At 56.1% G+C, this 17,407-nt stretch carries 16 protein-coding genes and 2 tRNA genes; 10 read left to right on the top strand and 8 right to left on the bottom strand.

What is annotated here, in order from left to right; translation table 11 throughout:
- Positions 1–209 precede the first annotated feature (209 nt).
- Complete coding sequence (gene syd, locus FY206_RS19685; protein ID WP_077064198.1) at positions 210–755, bottom strand: SecY-interacting protein; 546 nt, start codon at positions 753–755, stop codon at positions 210–212.
- A 69-nt stretch (positions 756–824) separates the two neighbouring features.
- Between syd and queF the strand changes: the two genes are divergently transcribed.
- The 6 genes from queF to FY206_RS19715 all read left to right on the top strand — a co-directional run bounded on the left by queF (position 825) and on the right by FY206_RS19715 (position 8,560).
- Complete coding sequence (gene queF / locus FY206_RS19690) at positions 825–1,667, top strand: NADPH-dependent 7-cyano-7-deazaguanine reductase QueF (RefSeq protein ID WP_032643145.1); 843 nt, start codon at positions 825–827, stop codon at positions 1,665–1,667.
- A 116-nt stretch (positions 1,668–1,783) separates the two neighbouring features.
- Positions 1,784–3,148, top strand: a complete 1,365-nt coding sequence (gene ppnN / locus FY206_RS19695) for a nucleotide 5'-monophosphate nucleosidase PpnN (protein ID WP_032643146.1) — start codon at positions 1,784–1,786, stop codon at positions 3,146–3,148.
- A gap of 513 nt (positions 3,149–3,661) precedes the next feature.
- Positions 3,662–4,951: an HAAAP family serine/threonine permease gene (locus tag FY206_RS19700; protein ID WP_032643148.1), complete on the top strand. Its 1,290-nt coding sequence runs from the start codon at positions 3,662–3,664 to the stop codon at positions 4,949–4,951.
- Between the two features lie 63 nt (positions 4,952–5,014).
- Positions 5,015–6,382 (top strand): L-serine ammonia-lyase, encoded by a 1,368-nt coding sequence (locus tag FY206_RS19705; protein ID WP_032643150.1) that lies wholly within the window; start codon positions 5,015–5,017, stop codon positions 6,380–6,382.
- A 112-nt stretch (positions 6,383–6,494) separates the two neighbouring features.
- Positions 6,495–7,250 (top strand): flap endonuclease Xni, encoded by a 756-nt coding sequence (gene xni / locus FY206_RS19710; protein ID WP_032643152.1) that lies wholly within the window; start codon positions 6,495–6,497, stop codon positions 7,248–7,250.
- Between the two features lie 167 nt (positions 7,251–7,417).
- Complete coding sequence (locus tag FY206_RS19715; RefSeq protein ID WP_032644041.1) at positions 7,418–8,560, top strand: IS481 family transposase; 1,143 nt, start codon at positions 7,418–7,420, stop codon at positions 8,558–8,560.
- A gap of 88 nt (positions 8,561–8,648) precedes the next feature.
- Here the strand turns inward: FY206_RS19715 and rlmM are convergent, their stop codons facing one another.
- The 4 genes from rlmM to FY206_RS19735 form a co-directional block, all read right to left on the bottom strand.
- Positions 8,649–9,749 (bottom strand): 23S rRNA (cytidine(2498)-2'-O)-methyltransferase RlmM, encoded by a 1,101-nt coding sequence (rlmM, locus tag FY206_RS19720; protein WP_032643154.1) that lies wholly within the window; start codon positions 9,747–9,749, stop codon positions 8,649–8,651.
- Entirely contained in the window at positions 9,742–10,137 is a 396-nt protein-coding gene (locus FY206_RS19725) for a DUF423 domain-containing protein (protein ID WP_023309031.1), read from the bottom strand. The genes rlmM and FY206_RS19725 overlap by 8 nt, the downstream gene beginning before the upstream one ends.
- Positions 10,138–10,176: 39 nt before the next feature.
- Positions 10,177–11,094, bottom strand: a complete 918-nt coding sequence (gene gcvA, locus FY206_RS19730) for a glycine cleavage system transcriptional regulator GcvA (RefSeq protein WP_032643156.1) — start codon at positions 11,092–11,094, stop codon at positions 10,177–10,179.
- Positions 11,095–11,443: 349 nt separating this feature from the next.
- On the bottom strand, positions 11,444–11,671 hold the full coding sequence (locus tag FY206_RS19735) for a YgdI/YgdR family lipoprotein (RefSeq protein ID WP_032643159.1): 228 nt from the start codon (positions 11,669–11,671) through the stop codon (positions 11,444–11,446).
- Between the two features lie 192 nt (positions 11,672–11,863).
- Here FY206_RS19735 and csdA point away from each other — a divergent pair, with 192 nt between their 5' ends.
- Together csdA and csdE are read left to right on the top strand one after the other, a co-directional pair.
- Positions 11,864–13,069: a cysteine desulfurase CsdA gene (gene csdA / locus FY206_RS19740; RefSeq protein WP_032643161.1), complete on the top strand. Its 1,206-nt coding sequence runs from the start codon at positions 11,864–11,866 to the stop codon at positions 13,067–13,069.
- Entirely contained in the window at positions 13,069–13,515 is a 447-nt protein-coding gene (gene csdE, locus FY206_RS19745; RefSeq protein ID WP_032643164.1) for a cysteine desulfurase sulfur acceptor subunit CsdE, read from the top strand. Before csdA ends, csdE begins: the two co-directional genes overlap by 1 nt.
- Here the strand turns inward: csdE and tcdA are convergent.
- Both tcdA and mltA read right to left on the bottom strand, forming a co-directional pair.
- Positions 13,506–14,312, bottom strand: coding sequence for a tRNA cyclic N6-threonylcarbamoyladenosine(37) synthase TcdA (tcdA, locus tag FY206_RS19750; protein ID WP_032643167.1), 807 nt, complete (start codon positions 14,310–14,312; stop codon positions 13,506–13,508). The genes csdE and tcdA overlap by 10 nt on opposite strands.
- Positions 14,313–14,387: 75 nt before the next feature.
- Positions 14,388–15,485, bottom strand: coding sequence for a murein transglycosylase A (gene mltA / locus FY206_RS19755; RefSeq protein ID WP_023309035.1), 1,098 nt, complete (start codon positions 15,483–15,485; stop codon positions 14,388–14,390).
- 208 nt (positions 15,486–15,693) lie between these two features.
- Here mltA and FY206_RS19760 point away from each other — a divergent pair.
- Positions 15,694–15,770 (top strand) — tRNA-Met (locus tag FY206_RS19760).
- Positions 15,771–15,803: 33 nt separating this feature from the next.
- Positions 15,804–15,880 (top strand) — tRNA-Met (locus tag FY206_RS19765).
- A gap of 88 nt (positions 15,881–15,968) precedes the next feature.
- On the opposite strand, the gene amiC is transcribed toward FY206_RS19765, so the two are convergent.
- Positions 15,969–17,222, bottom strand: coding sequence for an N-acetylmuramoyl-L-alanine amidase AmiC (gene amiC, locus FY206_RS19770; RefSeq protein ID WP_023309036.1), 1,254 nt, complete (start codon positions 17,220–17,222; stop codon positions 15,969–15,971).
- Positions 17,223–17,407 lie beyond the last annotated feature (185 nt).

The following is a 17,407-nucleotide window of genomic DNA, read 5'->3' on the forward strand; positions in this document are numbered from 1 at the left end:
GAGATAGAATCCGCTATTCCGCCTCGTCTTACAACCCACCCTGTCAGAGTTATAAGATGTGAGATATCCCTATATACAGTACGATAAACGAGTAATACGTTGAAAAATAGAGTGATATTAATCTGAAGTCATTGAGGTAATACTGAATGTTCCAGCGATCTCTCACAAACCTTGTAAGAGATCTCTCACACGCGCTATAGCATCATGGATTACAGAAGTGGCTCAAGTCGGGTAAGGAAATCCGCAAGAGAGGGGGCGAGAGTTTCGCGATTGCGGGTGCCGATAGTTTCTTTAACCACTTCACCTGACAGGTTACAGACGGAGATAACGTCCAGTTCACTGTCCAGCGTGGCAATAAAGAGCGTCGGAGAAAGCTTAAGGCGTTTTTGCGTGACCAGATGACCAATCAGGTTTTCCTGAACACGCTGCAGATCGTCTTCGCTCCAGGTCTGCAACAGCGTCAGCGTAAAATCAGCAAAGCGCGCGGGCATATCCCCTGCGAACTGCGTGGTGTAAAACGCGTGAACCGCTGGTTGTACCACGATGTCCATTGCCCGTTCAACCGCATTTACATTTTGCTCGCCGCTGAAAGGTTTTGGCTGCCAGGTAACGTAATCCTCAAGCGAAGAGATAATGCACGGTGAGGGTACGCAATATAAATCAGCACTTTGCGGCCACGAACCCTGCTTTTCATGCCAGGCATCGCAATAGCGGGTCGTGAAGGTAGTGAGGGCATTTGCCGTTTCGATGTCCACCGATTTCTCTCTTCTTGTCAGACAGGATAAACTCAGGGCATAAGTGTACCTGTAAAGTGGCTATGAAACATGTCTTACGAAAATCATCAGGCGTTAACCGGCTTAACGCTCGGTAAATCCACCGATTACCGCGATACCTACGATGCAAGCCTTCTGCAGGGCGTGCCGCGCAGTCTGAATCGCGATCCTTTGGGCCTGCACGCGGACGCGCTGCCGTTTGTCGGCGGCGATATCTGGACGCTGTACGAACTCTCGTGGCTCAACGCGCGCGGCCTGCCGCAGGTGGCGGTGGGCCACGTTGAGCTGGACTACGCCAGCGTGAATCTCGTCGAGTCCAAAAGCTTTAAGCTCTATCTCAACAGCTTTAACCAGACAAAATTCAACAGCTGGGACGATGTTCAGCACACCCTGGAACGTGATTTAAGCGCCTGCGCGCAGGGAAAAGTGGGCGTTTCACTGTATCGCCTGAACGAGTTTGAAGGACAGCCAGTCGCCCACTTCAACGGGACCTGCATCGACGATCAGGATATCGAGGTGGAGAATTATGAATTCAGCGCGGACTACCTCGAGAACGCGGCGAGCGGAAAGGTGGTCGAAGAAACGCTGGTCAGCCATCTGCTGAAATCCAACTGCCTGATCACCCACCAGCCGGACTGGGGCTCGGTGCAGATCCAGTACCGCGGCCCGACAATTGACCGGGAAAAATTGCTGCGCTACCTGGTGTCGTTCCGCCATCACAACGAATTCCACGAGCAGTGCGTGGAGCGCATTTTTAGCGATATTCAGCGTTTCTGCCAGCCAGAGAAGCTAAGCGTTTACGCACGCTATACCCGCCGCGGCGGGCTGGACATTAACCCGTGGCGCACCAATACCGATTTTGTGCCCGCAACGGGACGGCTGGTGCGCCAGTAAGATAAATATTTTCACAATATGCGCGGTATCTTCCGCGCTTTAGGTTGTGAAACGTCACGCGGCAGGGCTATTGTAATCAACAGGGAAAGACGATAATCGTCCCGTAAGGAGCTCACTTGATTACACATATTAGCCCGCTTGGCTCAATGGATATGTTGTCGCAGCTAGAAGTGGACATGCTTAAGCGCACGGCCAGCAGCGATCTTTATCAACTGTTTCGTAACTGTTCACTTGCCGTTCTGAACTCCGGAAGCCTGACAGATAACAGTAAAGAACTGCTGTCCCGCTTCGAAAGCTTTGATATCAACGTGCTGCGCCGCGAGCGCGGCGTGAAGCTTGAAGTCATCAACCCGCCGGAAGAGGCCTTTGTCGACGGGCGCATCATTCGTTCACTTCAGGCTAACCTGTTTGCCGTGCTGCGTGACATCCTGTTTGTTAACGGACAGATCCACAACGCAGGCCGCTTCCAGCATCTCGACCTGGAAAGCTCGGTCCATATCACCAACCTGGTATTCTCTATTTTGCGTAACGCCCGTGCCCTGCACGTTGGCGAAGCGCCGAACATGGTCGTCTGCTGGGGCGGCCACTCCATTAACGAAACCGAATATCTCTATGCCCGCCGGGTGGGAACGCAGCTTGGCCTGCGCGAGCTGAACATCTGTACCGGCTGCGGTCCAGGGGCGATGGAAGCGCCGATGAAGGGTGCGGCGGTGGGACACGCGCAGCAGCGTTACAAAGAGGGGCGGTTTATCGGCATGACCGAGCCGTCCATCATCGCCGCTGAGCCGCCTAACCCGCTGGTTAACGAGCTGATCATCATGCCGGATATCGAGAAACGCCTTGAGGCGTTTGTCCGTATCGCCCACGGCATTATCATCTTCCCGGGCGGCGTGGGCACCGCGGAAGAGCTGCTCTATCTGCTGGGTATTCTGATGAACCCGGCAAACAAAGATCAGGTTCTGCCGCTGATCCTGACCGGGCCAAAAGAGAGCGCCGACTACTTCCGCGTGCTGGACGAGTTTATCGTACACACCCTGGGTGAAGCCGCGCGTCGTCACTATCGCATCATCATTGACGATGCCGCAGAAGTGGCGCGCCAGATGAAAAAAGCGATGCCGCTGGTGAAAGAGAACCGCCGTGACACCGGAGATGCCTACAGCTTTAACTGGTCAATCCGCATCGCGCCGGACCTGCAGATCCCGTTTGAGCCAACGCATGAGAATATGGCTAACCTGAAGCTCTACCCGGACCAGCCGGTAGAAGTCCTCGCGGCCGATCTGCGTCGCGCCTTCTCCGGGATTGTGGCGGGCAACGTGAAAGAGATGGGCATCCGCGCCATTGAACAGCATGGTCCGTACAAGATCCACGGCGACCCGGAGATGATGCGCCGCATGGACGACATGCTGCAGGGCTTCGTTGCTCAGCACCGCATGAAGCTGCCGGGCTCCGCCTACATTCCTTGCTATGAAATCTGCACATAACGCTTAGCAGCGTCTCATCAAAACCGGGTCGCCCCGTAACGCGTCCCGGTTTTTTTTTACCGAAGCAATTCATAGGCATTACTTATCTCTTTTTCAAACTCTCCACAAACGCAAACGATTACCTCTTTTTTACAACCGTAAGTTATCAGCCTTAATCCAAATTACTCGCCAGAAAATCCTAAAAACCCATTTTTTTACAGCTAAAGACACCTATATCACGGGTCAGACTTTCGGCACACATGTCGTTGGTGGTAGCCTTCGCGCCCGTAAATTCTCTTTGATGTTTTTTTAACAGATAAATGGTCTAAAGATGCCCACATCATAAGTGGATTATTGCATTTGAGATCGCGATCACTGATAGATTCATAACTAGAATGTATCTTTCCGCCCGCCAATAGTTACGGGCAAAAATTATTAAAAAACCGTCACTGAACGAATTTCATATTACCGTCAGGCACTTTTTCATCGGATTTGACTAAAAACCTGACAATTCGCTTCCTCCAGGAGATATAGATGGAAACCACTCAAACCAGCACCGTTGCTTCGATTGAATCCCGAAGTGGTTGGCGCAAAACGGATACCATGTGGATGCTTGGCCTTTACGGAACGGCAATCGGCGCTGGTGTACTGTTTCTTCCTATCAACGCAGGCGTCGGCGGCCTGATCCCGCTGATCATTATGGCTATCATCGCTTTCCCGATGACCTTCTTTGCACACCGCGGCCTGACCCGCTTCGTGCTGTCCGGTAAAAACCCGGGCGAAGACATCACGGAAGTGGTTGAAGAGCATTTCGGCGTTGGCGCGGGTAAACTGATCACCCTGCTCTACTTCTTCGCGATTTACCCTATTCTGCTGGTCTACAGCGTGGCGATCACCAACACCGTTGAAAGCTTCATGATGCACCAGCTGCAGATGACGCCGCCTCCACGTGCGATCCTGTCTCTGATCCTGATTGTGGGCATGATGACCATCGTGCGCTTCGGTGAGCAGATGATTGTGAAAGCGATGAGCGTACTGGTCTTCCCGTTCGTGATTGCACTGATGGTGCTGGCCTGCTACCTGATCCCACAGTGGAACGGCGCAGCGCTGGAAACCCTCTCCCTGAGCAGCGCATCGGCTACCGGTAACGGCCTGCTGATGACCCTCTGGCTGGCAATTCCGGTGATGGTGTTCTCTTTCAACCACTCCCCAATCATCTCCTCTTTCGCCGTGGCGAAACGTGAAGAGTACGGTAATGGCGCAGAGAAGAAGTGCTCCAGCATCCTGGCACGCGCACACATCATGATGGTGCTGACCGTGATGTTCTTCGTCTTCAGCTGCGTGCTGAGCCTCTCCCCGGCGGACCTGGCGGCAGCGAAAGAGCAGAACATCTCTATTCTGTCTTACCTGGCGAACCACTTTAACGCACCTGTCATTGCGTGGATGGCGCCTATCATCGCGATTATCGCCATCACCAAATCCTTCCTGGGCCACTACCTCGGCGCGCGCGAAGGCTTCAACGGTATGGTGATTAAATCTCTGCGCGGTAAAGGCAAGAGCATTGAAATCAACAAGCTGAACAAAATCACTGCCCTGTTCATGCTGCTCACCACCTGGGCGGTCGCTACGCTGAACCCAAGCATCCTGGGCATGATTGAAACCCTGGGCGGCCCGGTCATCGCGATGATTCTGTTCCTGATGCCGATGTACGCGATTCAGAAAGTGCCTGCGATGCGTAAATACAGCGGCCATATCAGCAACGCGTTTGTTGTGATTATGGGCCTGATTGCCATCTCCGCTATTTTCTACTCGCTGTTCAGCTAATACCTCCTGCGCCGTCCCCGGACGGCGCACTCCTCCCCTCTGACTGAAAGCAATGGACGCATCATGATTAGCGTATTCGATATCTTCAAAATCGGTATTGGACCTTCCAGCTCTCACACCGTCGGACCAATGAAAGCCGGTAAGCAGTTCACGGACGACTTGATTGCACGCGGCATCCTGCACGACGTTACCCGCGTGGTTGTCGATGTATACGGTTCCCTTTCTCTGACCGGGAAAGGCCACCATACCGATATCGCCATTATCATGGGCCTGGCGGGAAACCTGCCGGATACCGTTGATATTGATGCGATCCCTGGATTCATCCAGGATGTGAACACCCACGGACGCCTGCTGCTGGCAAACGGCGAACACGAAGTGGAATTCCCGGTTGACCATTGCATGAATTTCCATGCGGACAACCTGTCGCTGCACGAAAACGGCATGCGCATTACCGCGCTGGCCGGCGACAAAGCGGTATACAGCCAGACGTATTACTCTATCGGCGGCGGTTTTATCGTCGACGAAGACCACTTTGGTCAAACCAGCACCTCGTCTGTCGAGGTGCCGTATCCGTACAAAACGGCGGCGGATCTTCAGCGTCACTGCCAGGAGACGGGCCTTTCCCTCTCCGGCCTGATGATGAAAAACGAGCTGGCGCTCCACAGCAAAGAAGAGCTTGAACAGCACTTCACCAGCGTCTGGGAAGTGATGCGCGGCGGCATTGAGCGCGGGATCACCACCGAAGGCGTTCTGCCGGGCAAGCTTCGCGTCCCGCGTCGTGCGGCGGCGCTGCGCCGTATGCTGGTGAGCACCGATAAAACGACTACCGACCCGATGGCCGTCGTAGACTGGATCAACATGTTCGCCCTGGCGGTGAACGAAGAGAACGCCGCCGGAGGCCGCGTGGTCACCGCGCCGACTAACGGTGCCTGCGGTATCGTTCCGGCGGTGCTGGCCTACTACGACAAGTTTATCCGTGAAGTGAACGCTAACTCTCTGGCGCGCTACCTGCTGGTCGCCAGCGCGATTGGTTCGCTGTATAAGATGAACGCGTCGATTTCCGGTGCGGAAGTAGGCTGTCAGGGCGAAGTCGGCGTGGCCTGCTCCATGGCGGCGGCGGGTCTGGCCGAACTGTTGGGTGCCAGCCCGACGCAGGTGTGCATTGCGGCGGAAATCGGCATGGAGCATAACCTGGGGCTGACCTGCGACCCCGTTGCCGGGCAGGTACAGGTACCGTGCATCGAGCGTAACGCGATTGCCTCCGTGAAGGCGGTGAACGCGGCACGCATGGCGCTGCGCCGCACCAGCGAACCGCGCGTCTGTCTCGATAAGGTTATCGAAACCATGTACGAAACCGGTAAAGATATGAACGCCAAATACCGTGAAACCTCTCGCGGCGGCCTGGCGATGAAGATCGTGACCTGCGATTAAGCCACTCAGGAAGCCTCGTTTTGCGAGGCTTCTTCCTGTTTTTCCCACCATTCATAGTTTCACGCTGCTGACAGTGTTACCCTTCACGCATGAGATAGAAGGGAGATTATCTGTGGCCGTTCATTTACTTATCGTCGATGCTCTTAACCTGATTCGCCGTATCCATGCGGTACAGGGGACGCCTTGTAAAGACACCTGCCTGCACGCGCTGGAACAGCTTATCCGCCACAGTGAGCCCACCCACGCGGTCGCGGTATTTGATGACGAAGCCCGCAATACGGGCTGGCGACACCAGCGCCTGCCGGACTACAAAGCCGGACGCGCGCCGATGCCGGACGACCTTCACGCCGAATTACCCATGCTGCGCGCCGCATTTGAACAGCGGGGCGTCCCCTGCTGGGGCGCGCAGGGAAATGAAGCTGACGATCTTGCAGCCACCCTGGCCGTAAAGGTGGCGGGAGCCGGGCATCAGGCCACGATCGTTTCAACGGACAAAGGCTACTGCCAGCTGCTCTCCCCGACTATCCGCATCCGCGACTACTTTCAAAAACGCTGGCTGGACGCGCCGTTCATCGCCAGCGAGTTTGGCGTATCGCCTGAGCAGCTGCCGGATTACTGGGGGCTGGCGGGCATCAGCAGTTCAAAGGTTCCGGGCGTCGCCGGTATTGGACCGAAGAGCGCCGCGCAGCTGCTGACCGATTTTCAGAATCTGGAAGGAATTTACGCCCGTCTCGATGAGGTGCCGGAAAAGTGGCGCAAAAAGCTGAAGGCGCATAAAGAGATGGCGTTTATCTGCCGTGAAATCGCAACGCTACAGACGGATTTACGGCTGGACGGGAATTTGCAGCAGCTGCGTCTAGAACGTTAATACCCCCTCACCCTAACCCTCTCCCCATAGGGGAGAGGGAACTCTCGGTGCGGTCTTTTCCCCCTCGCCCCTTTGGGGTGTACAGTCCGGGGACATAGTGAACACTTGTTCGGGGACATGGTAGACACTTACAACTAAGGCATAAGAACCCGCTTATGGAGTCGCTTATGCCCTGGGATGCGAGAGATACCATGTCATTACGTACCGAGTTTGTTTTGTTCGCCTCGCAGGACGGGGCGAACATCCGTTCCCTCTGCCGTCGCTTCGGCATTTCACCTGCTACCGGCTACAAGTGGCTTCAGCGCTGGGCTGTCGAGGGCGAACCCGGCCTGCAGGACCGCCCCCGCACGCCGCATCATTCCCCCAACCGCTCGTCTGACGACGTCACCGCCCTGCTGCGCATGGCCCATGACCGTCATGAACGCTGGGGCGCCCGCAAGATTAAGCGCTGGCTGGAAGACCAGGGCCACCGTATGCCTGCCTTCAGCACTGTCCATAACCTGATGGCCCGTCACGGCCTGCTGCCCGGCACGGCTCCGGGTATTCCGGCCACCGGACGGTTCGAACATGACGCCCCGAACCGGCTCTGGCAGATGGATTTTAAGGGGCACTTCCCCTTTGGCGGCGGCCGTTGCCATCCGCTCACCCTGCTCGACGACCACTCCCGTTTTTCCCTGTGCCTCACACACTGTACCGATGAACGGCGTGAGACCGTGCAGCAACAGCTGGTCAGCGTCTTTGAACGCTACGGCCTGCCGGACCGGATGACGATGGATAACGGCTCACCGTGGGGCGACACAACCGGCACCTGGACGGCGCTGGAGCTGTGGCTGATGCGCCACGGTATCCGGGTGGGCCATTCCCGGCCTTATCATCCGCAGACGCAGGGCAAGCTGGAGCGTTTTCACCGCAGCCTGAAGGCGGAAGTGCTGCAGGGGAAATGGTTCGCGGACAGCGGCGAGCTGCAGCGTGCCTTTGACCACTGGCGGACGGTCTATAACCTTGAACGCCCGCACGAGGCGCTGGATATGGCGGTCCCGGCCTCACGCTATCAGCCGTCTGGGCGGCAGTACAGCGGCAGCGTGACGCCCCCGGAATACGATGAAGGTGTGCTGGTCAGGAAAGTGGATATCAGCGGGAAGCTGAGCTTACAGGGAGCCAGTCTGAATGCAGGAAAGGCGTTCAGGGGAGAACGGGTGGGGCTGAAGGAGACGCAGGAGGATGGCTGCTATGAAGTGTGGTGGTACAGCACGAAAGTGGGGGTGATCGACCTGAAGAAAAAGTCGATCACCATGGGTAAAGGATGTTAAAAAGTGTTCACCATGTCCCCGAACACCTGTCTACCATGTCCCCGGACCGTACATGGGGAGAGGGCCGGGGTGAGGGGCAATCAGCGCACTATCGCTCGTCGCGACGCCCGCCCACCGCTGCCCACCAGCGACGAATATGCACCGTCACCTCTTCGCGGTCGTGATAGAGCTGACGCGCCTGGATCTCCACGTTAATCCCGTGTTCATCCATCTGCTCCTGAATGTACGCCAGGTTCTGCGACACCTCCTCATAGCGCTTTTTCATCGGCAGCTTGAGATTGAAAATGGTCTCACGGCACCAGCCGTTCACCAGCCAGGAGGCCATCAGCGCGGCCACTTTTGCCGGCTTTTCGACCATGTCGCACACCATCCAGGAGATGTTGTTACGGTTCGGACGATAGCGGAAGCCGTCCTCGCGCAGCCAGGTAACCTGCCCGGTGTCCATCAGGCTTTGCGCCATTGGGCCATTATCAACGGACGATACCCACATGTTGCGTTTCACCAGCTGATAGGTCCAGCCGCCCGGGCACGCGCCAAGGTCGACGGCGTACATGCCGTTTGCCAGACGCTCGTCCCACTCGTCCGCCGGAATGAAGACGTGGAACGCCTCTTCCAGCTTCAGCGTGGAACGGCTTGGCGCATCGGCCGGGAAGCGCAAACGCGGGATGCCCATAAAGAAAGGAGAGTTGTTGGTGGTGTACGAATAGCCCGTATAGCAGCAGCCCGGCGCGATGAAGAAGATATGCACCACCGGACGCTTCGGCGTTTCGTAGTTCGTCAGCACGCCCGCATCACGCAGCGCCGCGCGCAGCGGCACGGTGAACTTACGGCAGAACTTCATCAGCTCTTTACTTTCGTTGGTATCCGCTACCTCAACGCGCAGATCGCCGCCCTTCTCCACCACGCCCTGCAGCATGCCGACGATGGGCGTGATGCGGTCTTCCGGTGGCAGATCCTTCAGCAGCTCACCCGCGACAAACATCTGGCGAGCAAAGATCAGCGAACTGAACGGCAGCTCGCGCGCCAGCCTGTCTGCATCTTCAGGCTGATAGCACTCGAAGACCACATAGCCCGCGTTCTCTTTTACGCGGGCAAAGCCGAAGACCTCGCGCTTCGCCGCTTTATCGGTAATTTCCGCGGCGCACTCTTTCTCAAACCCCGGGCGACAATATAAAACAACCTTATTCATGAACAACGCCCTTGCGTTTCAGACGGATAGCTCCGATAAACATTAATACCCACCCCGCCAGGAAGCTGAAGCCGCCGACAGGTGTAACGAACGCCCACAGGCGCAAATGCGAGAGCGCAAGGCAGTACAGGCTACCGCTAAACAACACGGTACCCAGCGCCATAAACACGCTGCTCCAGTAAAACCAGATACTGATACGGCGCTGCATCGCCACCGCCAGCCCAAAAATAGCCAGCGTATGGAATGCCTGATACTCAAGGCCGGTCTGGATCCAGCCCATCTCTACTGCGCCCAAAGACTTGCTTAATACATGTGCGCCAAAGGCGCCCAGTGCGACAAAAATAAAGCCACTTACCGCGGCAAAAATCAGCATGAATCGGCTGGTCATGTTTACGTCCTGAATTGATGCGTGCCCGGCACACAAACGTTATTGTTCATACCTGAAGCGGAATTTTTCTTGCTCGGTTGCCGCTTTCGCCAGTATCCACTGCCGGAAGGCGGCTATTTTACCCAGTTCTGCCTGACTGTCATGACAAACCAGATAAAATGCATTCTTGCTGACCAGAACATCATTAAAAGGGCAAACCAGGCGGCCTGCCTCAATTTCGGACTGCGCCATGACGTTGTTCGCCAACGCCACGCCCTGCCCGTGAATGGCAGCCTGTAACACCATTGCACTGTGGCTAAAAATGGGTCCCTGCTGCACGTTTATATGTGTAAGACCTAATTGACGGGTATAAGTTTGCCAGTCGCGGCGAGAGGCATCATGCAAAAGCGTATGCTGAGCCAGGTCAGCGGGTGACTTCAGCGCCTTATCTCCCGTTAACAGCAGAGGAGAACAGACCGGCAGGAGATATTCTGCGTATAATTTTTCAACGCGCAAGCCCGGCCAGTTACCGCGACCATAAAAAATGGCGACATCGACATCATCGGCAAGCTTGTCCTCCTGACGGTCGACCGCCTGGATTCGAACGTCGATCCCCGGATAAGCTGAGTTAAAGCTTGAGAGTCTGGGAACCAGCCATTGAATGGCAAAACTGGGCAATAAACTGACGGTCAGAGCACCTTTTGCACTGCGAGCCTGTAGCTTACGCGTGGCTTCCGTAAGCTGGGAAAAAATCTCTTTAATATCCTGAAAATAGCTCTGCCCCTCTTCGGTCAACAGCAACGAACGATTGCGTCGACGAAACAGCTTAAGGCCCAGAAAATCCTCCAGAGACTTGATTTGGTGACTTACTGCGGCCTGTGTCACAAAAAGCTCATCTGCTGCGCGGGTAAAGCTCAGGTGACGTGCTGCTGCATCAAAAACACGTAATGCATTGAGGGGTGGCAATCGCTTTGACATGGTTATCTGGCTTAGATGTTAACGGATTTTAACAAACAGGAAACAACGTTTAACCTATTAGTTTTTTTTATCTGAGCCATTATAATTTGTCCGTTGAGGAACTACCAGCAAATACCTATAGTGGCGGCACTTCCTGAGCCGGAACGAAGAGCTTTTTTCGGAATGCGTGTTCTGAAGGGCTTTTGGCTTACGGTTGTGATGTTGTGTTGTTGTGTTTGCAATTGGTCTGCGATTCAGACCACGGTAGCAACGCTACCAATTTTTCACTTCCTGTACATTTACCCTGTCTGTCCATAGTGATTAATGTAGCACCGCCAATTTGCGGTGCTTTTTTTTCGCTTACGATCTGTTAATGCGCGATCTCTTTCATCTCTTTCACGTCCGTGCGGTTGATCTGCTGCTTGTTCCCGTTAGCATCTTTATACGAAATCATCCCGGTATCATTATCGGTAGTCGGTTTCCCTTCCGAAACGATAGAACGACCATCGTTAGTGTGCATCACGTAGTTGTTACCAGAACAGGCGCTCAGGGCAAAGGTAAACGCACAGGCAGAAATGATTGCAGCTGTCTTATTCATGATTATTCTCCTTTAGCAATTAATGCTATTCAAACCTCGATTTATAACAGGCTAAAACATCCGCCTAACACTATTTAGCATAACCTGCTTTTTTGAGGTCGTAAGGATAAACAGACAATTCTGATAGATATCAACCTCCTTGCCCTGCCGCGGAAATTGCGCGACGATCGCTATATTGACATGAGGAATCCCATGAACGCTTTCAGTCCCGCGCAGTTCCGCGCACAGTTTCCGGCACTGGCAGATGCCGGTATTTACCTGGATAGTGCCGCCACCGCCCTGAAGCCGCAGGCGGTGATTGAGGCTACCCAGCAGTTCTACAGCCTGAGCGCCGGGAACGTGCATCGCAGCCAGTTCGCCGAAGCGCAGCGGTTAACCGCGCGCTATGAAGCCGCACGCGATCGGGTGGCGCAGCTGATCAACGCCGAAAGCGGAAAAAATATCGTCTGGACGCGCGGCACGACCGAGGCCATCAATATGGTGGCCCAGTGCTACGCGCGCCCGCTGCTGCAGCCGGGCGATGAGATCGTCGTCAGCGAAGCGGAGCATCACGCTAACCTGGTGCCGTGGCTGATGGTGGCCGAACAGACGGGTGCGCGCGTGGTGAAGCTCCCGCTGGGCGCAGACCTGCTGCCCGACGTGGCGCGTTTACCCGAGCTGATTACCCCCCGCAGCCGCATTCTGGCGCTCGGACAGATGTCGAACGTCACGGGAGGTTGCCCGGATCTGGTTCAGGCTATTCGTATAGCCCATGCCAGCGGGATGGTGGTGATGGTTGACGGCGCGCAGGGCGTGGTGCACTTCCCCGCCGACGTGCAGGCGCTGGATATCGACTTCTATGCCTTCTCAGGACATAAGCTCTACGGGCCAACCGGCATAGGGGCGCTGTACGGTAAGCCGGAACTGCTGGCAAAAATGACGCCATGGCTCGGTGGCGGCAAGATGATTACCGAAGTGTCGTTCGATGGCTTCAAAACGCAGGATGTCCCCTATCGCCTGGAAGCCGGTACGCCGAACGTGGCGGGGGTGATTGGCCTGAGCGCGGCGCTGGAGTGGCTGGCTGAGACAGACATTGTTCAGGCTGAAAGCTGGAGCCGGGGGCTGGCGACGCTGGCAGAGGAAGAACTCAAAAAGCGCCCCGGCTTTCGCTCGTTCCGCGTTCAGGACTCCAGCCTGCTCGCCTTTGATTTTGCGGGCGTGCACCATAGCGACATGGTGACGCTGCTGGCCGGGTATGGCATCGCCCTGCGTGCCGGACAGCACTGCGCCCAGCCGCTGCTGGCGGCGCTCGGCGTGAGCGGTACGCTGCGCGCCTCGTTTGCGCCGTACAATAACCAAAGCGACGTTGACGCGCTGGTGAGCGCCGTTGACCGCGCCCTTGAAATACTGGTGGATTAATGACTCACGCTGCTTTAGCCGGACATCCGTTTGGCACGGTCATCACGGAAGAGACCTTAAAACAGACCTTCGCCCCGCTCTCGCAGTGGGAAGATAAATATCGCCAGCTGATCCTGCTGGGTAAACAGCTCCCTGCCCTTTCAGACGATCTCAAAGCGCAGGCGAGAGAAATCGCGGGCTGTGAAAACCGCGTCTGGCTCGGGTTTAGCGTATCCGGGAAGAAGCTGCACTTCTTCGGCGACAGCGAAGGCCGCATCGTCCGGGGCCTGCTGGCCGTATTGTTGACCGCGGTTGAAGGGAAAAGCGCGGCGGAGCTGCTGGCGCATTCGCCGCTGGCGTTATTTGACGAGCTTGGGCTGCGCGCGCAGCTCAGCGCCTCGCGCGGTCAGGGGCTGATCGCGCTTAGCGAAGCGGTACTGGACGCCGCACGGCACGCTCAGGCCTGACGTTCCGCCTTCGCCATCATCTTCTTCAGGGCGTGAGATACCGCCACAAAGCCAAAGGAGGCGGTCACCATGGTGGCCGCCCCAAACCCGGAGGTGCAATCCATTCTCTTTGGCCCTTCCGCCGTACTCTTCATTGCACACACAGAGCCATCCGCCTGCGGGTAGACCAGCGCTTCGGTCGAGAACACGCAGTCGACGCCCAGCTTGCCTTTGCTGTTCTTCACCACGTTGAAGTCGCTTTTCAGGCGTTCGCGCAGCTTGGCCGCCAGCGGATCCTGAATGGTTTTCGCCAGATCGGCCACCTGGATCTGCGTCGGATCGATTTGCCCGCCCGCGCCGCCCGTCGTGACCAGCGGCACCTTGTAGCGACGGCAGTATGCGATCAGCGCCGCTTTTGGCCGCACGCTGTCGATGGCGTCAATCACGTAGCTGTAGCCTTTGCTCATGTACTCCGCGACGTTATCTGCCGTCACAAAGTCGTCGATCACCGTAACCTGACATTCCGGGTTGATCAGGCGGATGCGCTCCGCCATGACCTCAGACTTCGCCAGGCCGACGCTATCGCGCAGGGCATGGATCTGACGGTTGGTATTGGTGACGCAGACGTCATCCATGTCAATCAGCGTGATTGCGCCAATACCGGTTCTCGCCAGCGCCTCAGCCGCCCACGACCCGACACCACCAATGCCCACGACGCAGACGTGCGCATCCGCAAACAGCTGCAGGGCTTTTTCACCATATAAACGTGCCGTACCGCCAAAACGCTGGCGCCAGGCGTCGCTGATTACCACAGACATAAAACCTCAGATGTAAAAAGGGTGAGGTTTTCCTCACCCTGAACAGTAATCCGTATTGCGCTCAGAATACCACAATCAGCCGCTGAATACGTTTCCGGCACCCGGTGCCGCCTTCAGTACCCACACGCGTCCGTAGTGGTTATACCAGCCCGCGCGATGGCCCGCGTCAGGACCGATACCCTGATAGATATCGAAGTGCTGGCCTTTAATCGCCCCACCGACGTCCAGCGCTACCATCAGACGCAGCTCGTACTGGCCGTTAAACTTGCCGTTGTTGTCCAGCAGAGGCACTTCCGCCAGCAGCGTGGTACCCGCAGGGATAATAGAACGATCCGATGCCACCGACGCGCGGCCAATCAGCGGTACCGCACTCGCCCCTTTCACCGGCGCAAAGTTTTGCGGTTTGAAGAAGACGAACGAGGGGTTCTGCTCAAGCAGCTCACGCACCTCGGCTTCGCTGTGCTTCTCGCCCCACTCGCGGATCGCCTGCATCGACATGTCTTCTTTCTTCACTTCGCCGCGGTCGATCAGCACCTTGCCAATACTGCGGTAGGCGTGGCCGTTTTTACCGGAATAACTAAAGAAGTTAAGCGGTGAGCCGTCGCCAAAATCAATGTACCCGCTGCCCTGAACGTCCATGATGAAGTTATCCATCAGGGAGTTGCTGTAGGCCAGAACGTAGTTTTCGCTCAGCGCCCCGGCGTAGATCTCGGCACGAGACGGCAGACGACCGCGTTTCGGCGGCATGCGGTAGATAGGATACTGGAACTCGCCCTGACGCGAGTGTCGCGCCTGGATAACCGGAGTGTAATAGCCGGTAAACTGGACGTTACCGTAGTTATCGGCCCCTTCCATCTGCCAGGCGTCAATACCAAACTGGCGCATATTGCGCGTATCGCCGCCCGCTTTCAGCCAGTCCTGGACCGCGTTATACACGCTACTCTGGGTACCATACAGACGCGGCGACGCGTTGCGGATCTGGTAGACCTGCTCGGAGAAATCACCGGCATTAATCGGTGCGCCGACGGCATCAGGCTGATTAACTAAAGAGAAAGGCTGGGATAACTTCCCGTCTTTATACTGTTGACCGCGATCGGTCGGTTTGGAAGAACAGGCCGCAAGAATCGCTACCATTGCGCCCGCCATCAGATACTTCGCCCAACGTCCTTTCATTCTATCTCGTCTTTAAGTTGCCCATTTCCGCATGATGAAGATAACAAACCGCCAGGGCTAATGAAATGCGATCGCATGCCCTTTGGCAAATTTTGCGCAAAAAATAGTCCAAACAGGGCCATGTCGTTCAATTTGCATACAAAATCATGATTTATGTGAAAAAGGGGTTGCATCACAAACCTAACCGAGTATAGTGCGCATCCACGGACGCGGGGTGGAGCAGCCTGGTAGCTCGTCGGGCTCATAACCCGAAGGTCGTCGGTTCAAATCCGGCCCCCGCAACCAATACAATGTGAAGAAGTAAAAGCAGTACGGTGACGCGGGGTGGAGCAGCCTGGTAGCTCGTCGGGCTCATAACCCGAAGGTCGTCGGTTCAAATCCGGCCCCCGCAACCAACACTTCTGAAAACACTAAACACCCTCAAGGGTGTTTTTTTGTATCTGTCGTTTGTGAATGTGCCGGGCAATGACCCGGCAAAAAGATTTACCCGCGTCGCGCCAGCGTCGCCCCGTCAGAGAAATACGCCCGAATCCCCGCCAGAATCGACTCCGCCACTTCCTGCTGGAATTTAGCGGTCTTCAGCTTGCGCTCCTCTTCCACGTTACTGATAAACGCGGTTTCAACCAGGATGGACGGGATGTCCGGCGCCTTCAGCACCGCAAATCCGGCCTGCTCAACGCTGTTTTTATGCAGCTTATTGATGTTGCCGAGCTTGCCCAGCACCGCTTTACCAAACTTCAGGCTGTCGTTGATGGTCAGCGACTGCACCATATCAAACATGGTGTGGTCGACGTAGCGGTCGCCGCTTTTGCTTACGCCACCGATCAGGTCCGAGGCGTTCTGGGTATCCGCGAGGTATCTGGCGGCGGTACTGGTCGCACCTTTGGTTGAGAGCGCAAATACCGACGAGCCGCTTGGCTGGCGGCTGGTAAAGGCATCCGCATGGATCGAGACGAATAAATCGGCGCGCTGCTTCTGCGCTTTCGCCACCCGGACCTTCAGCGGAATAAAGATATCCTCATTGCGCGTCATATAGGCGCGCATATTGCCCTCTTTATCAATCAACGCCTTCAGGCGACGGGCGATTTGCAGCACCACGTCTTTTTCACGCGTGCGGTATTTCCCCACCGCGCCGGAGTCTTCGCCGCCGTGACCGGGATCGAGCATGATCACAATCGGACGATCCCGCCCTGCTTTTCCGGGCTGCGGACCACTTTGCGCAGGCGGCACCTGACGCTGAAGATCGCCCTTGTTGTAGTCCTCCAGCAGGGCGAGCAGCGGATCCTGAATATCCGTTGCATTGGCCGGATAGAGATCCATCACCAGACGCTCTTTAAACGTCGCAACGGGCGCGAGGGCAAACAGCTGCGGCTTCACGTTCTGCTTAAGCTCAAACACCATGCGCACGGTTTGCGGATCGAACTGCCCGACGCGCGCCGACTTAATAAACGGATCGTCACCGCGGATCTGCGCCGCCATTCCCTTCAGCACGGAGTTGAGGTTAACGCCTTCGAGATCCACCACCACGCGTTCAGGGTTACTGAGGGCAAATTGCTTATATTTCAGCACGCGATTGGATTCTACCGTCACGCGCGTATAGGTCGACGACGGCCAGACGCGCACCGCCACGACCTGGCTGGTGGCGGCAAGACCGACCTGACTGACGCTAAGCAACCACATTGCCCCGGCCCCTTTTAACAAACGGCGGCGGCTTATTGCTGAATTGGATCCCGACATGCTTCTCCCGAGCAAGAACACTGACTGATATACAAAATGTCCAGATTGACCGAAAACTTTAACGAATGACGCATAAACTGTCATCTATAAAAGGGTAAACAATCATACGCTAACGCACGGATTACTTATCAATTTCTGTGGGCCGCGGAAAATTTGCGCTTGCACACGCGGCCACAATCGAATAA

This window comes from Enterobacter chengduensis (assembly GCF_001984825.2).
GTDB classification, from domain to species: Bacteria; Pseudomonadota; Gammaproteobacteria; order Enterobacterales; family Enterobacteriaceae; genus Enterobacter; species Enterobacter chengduensis.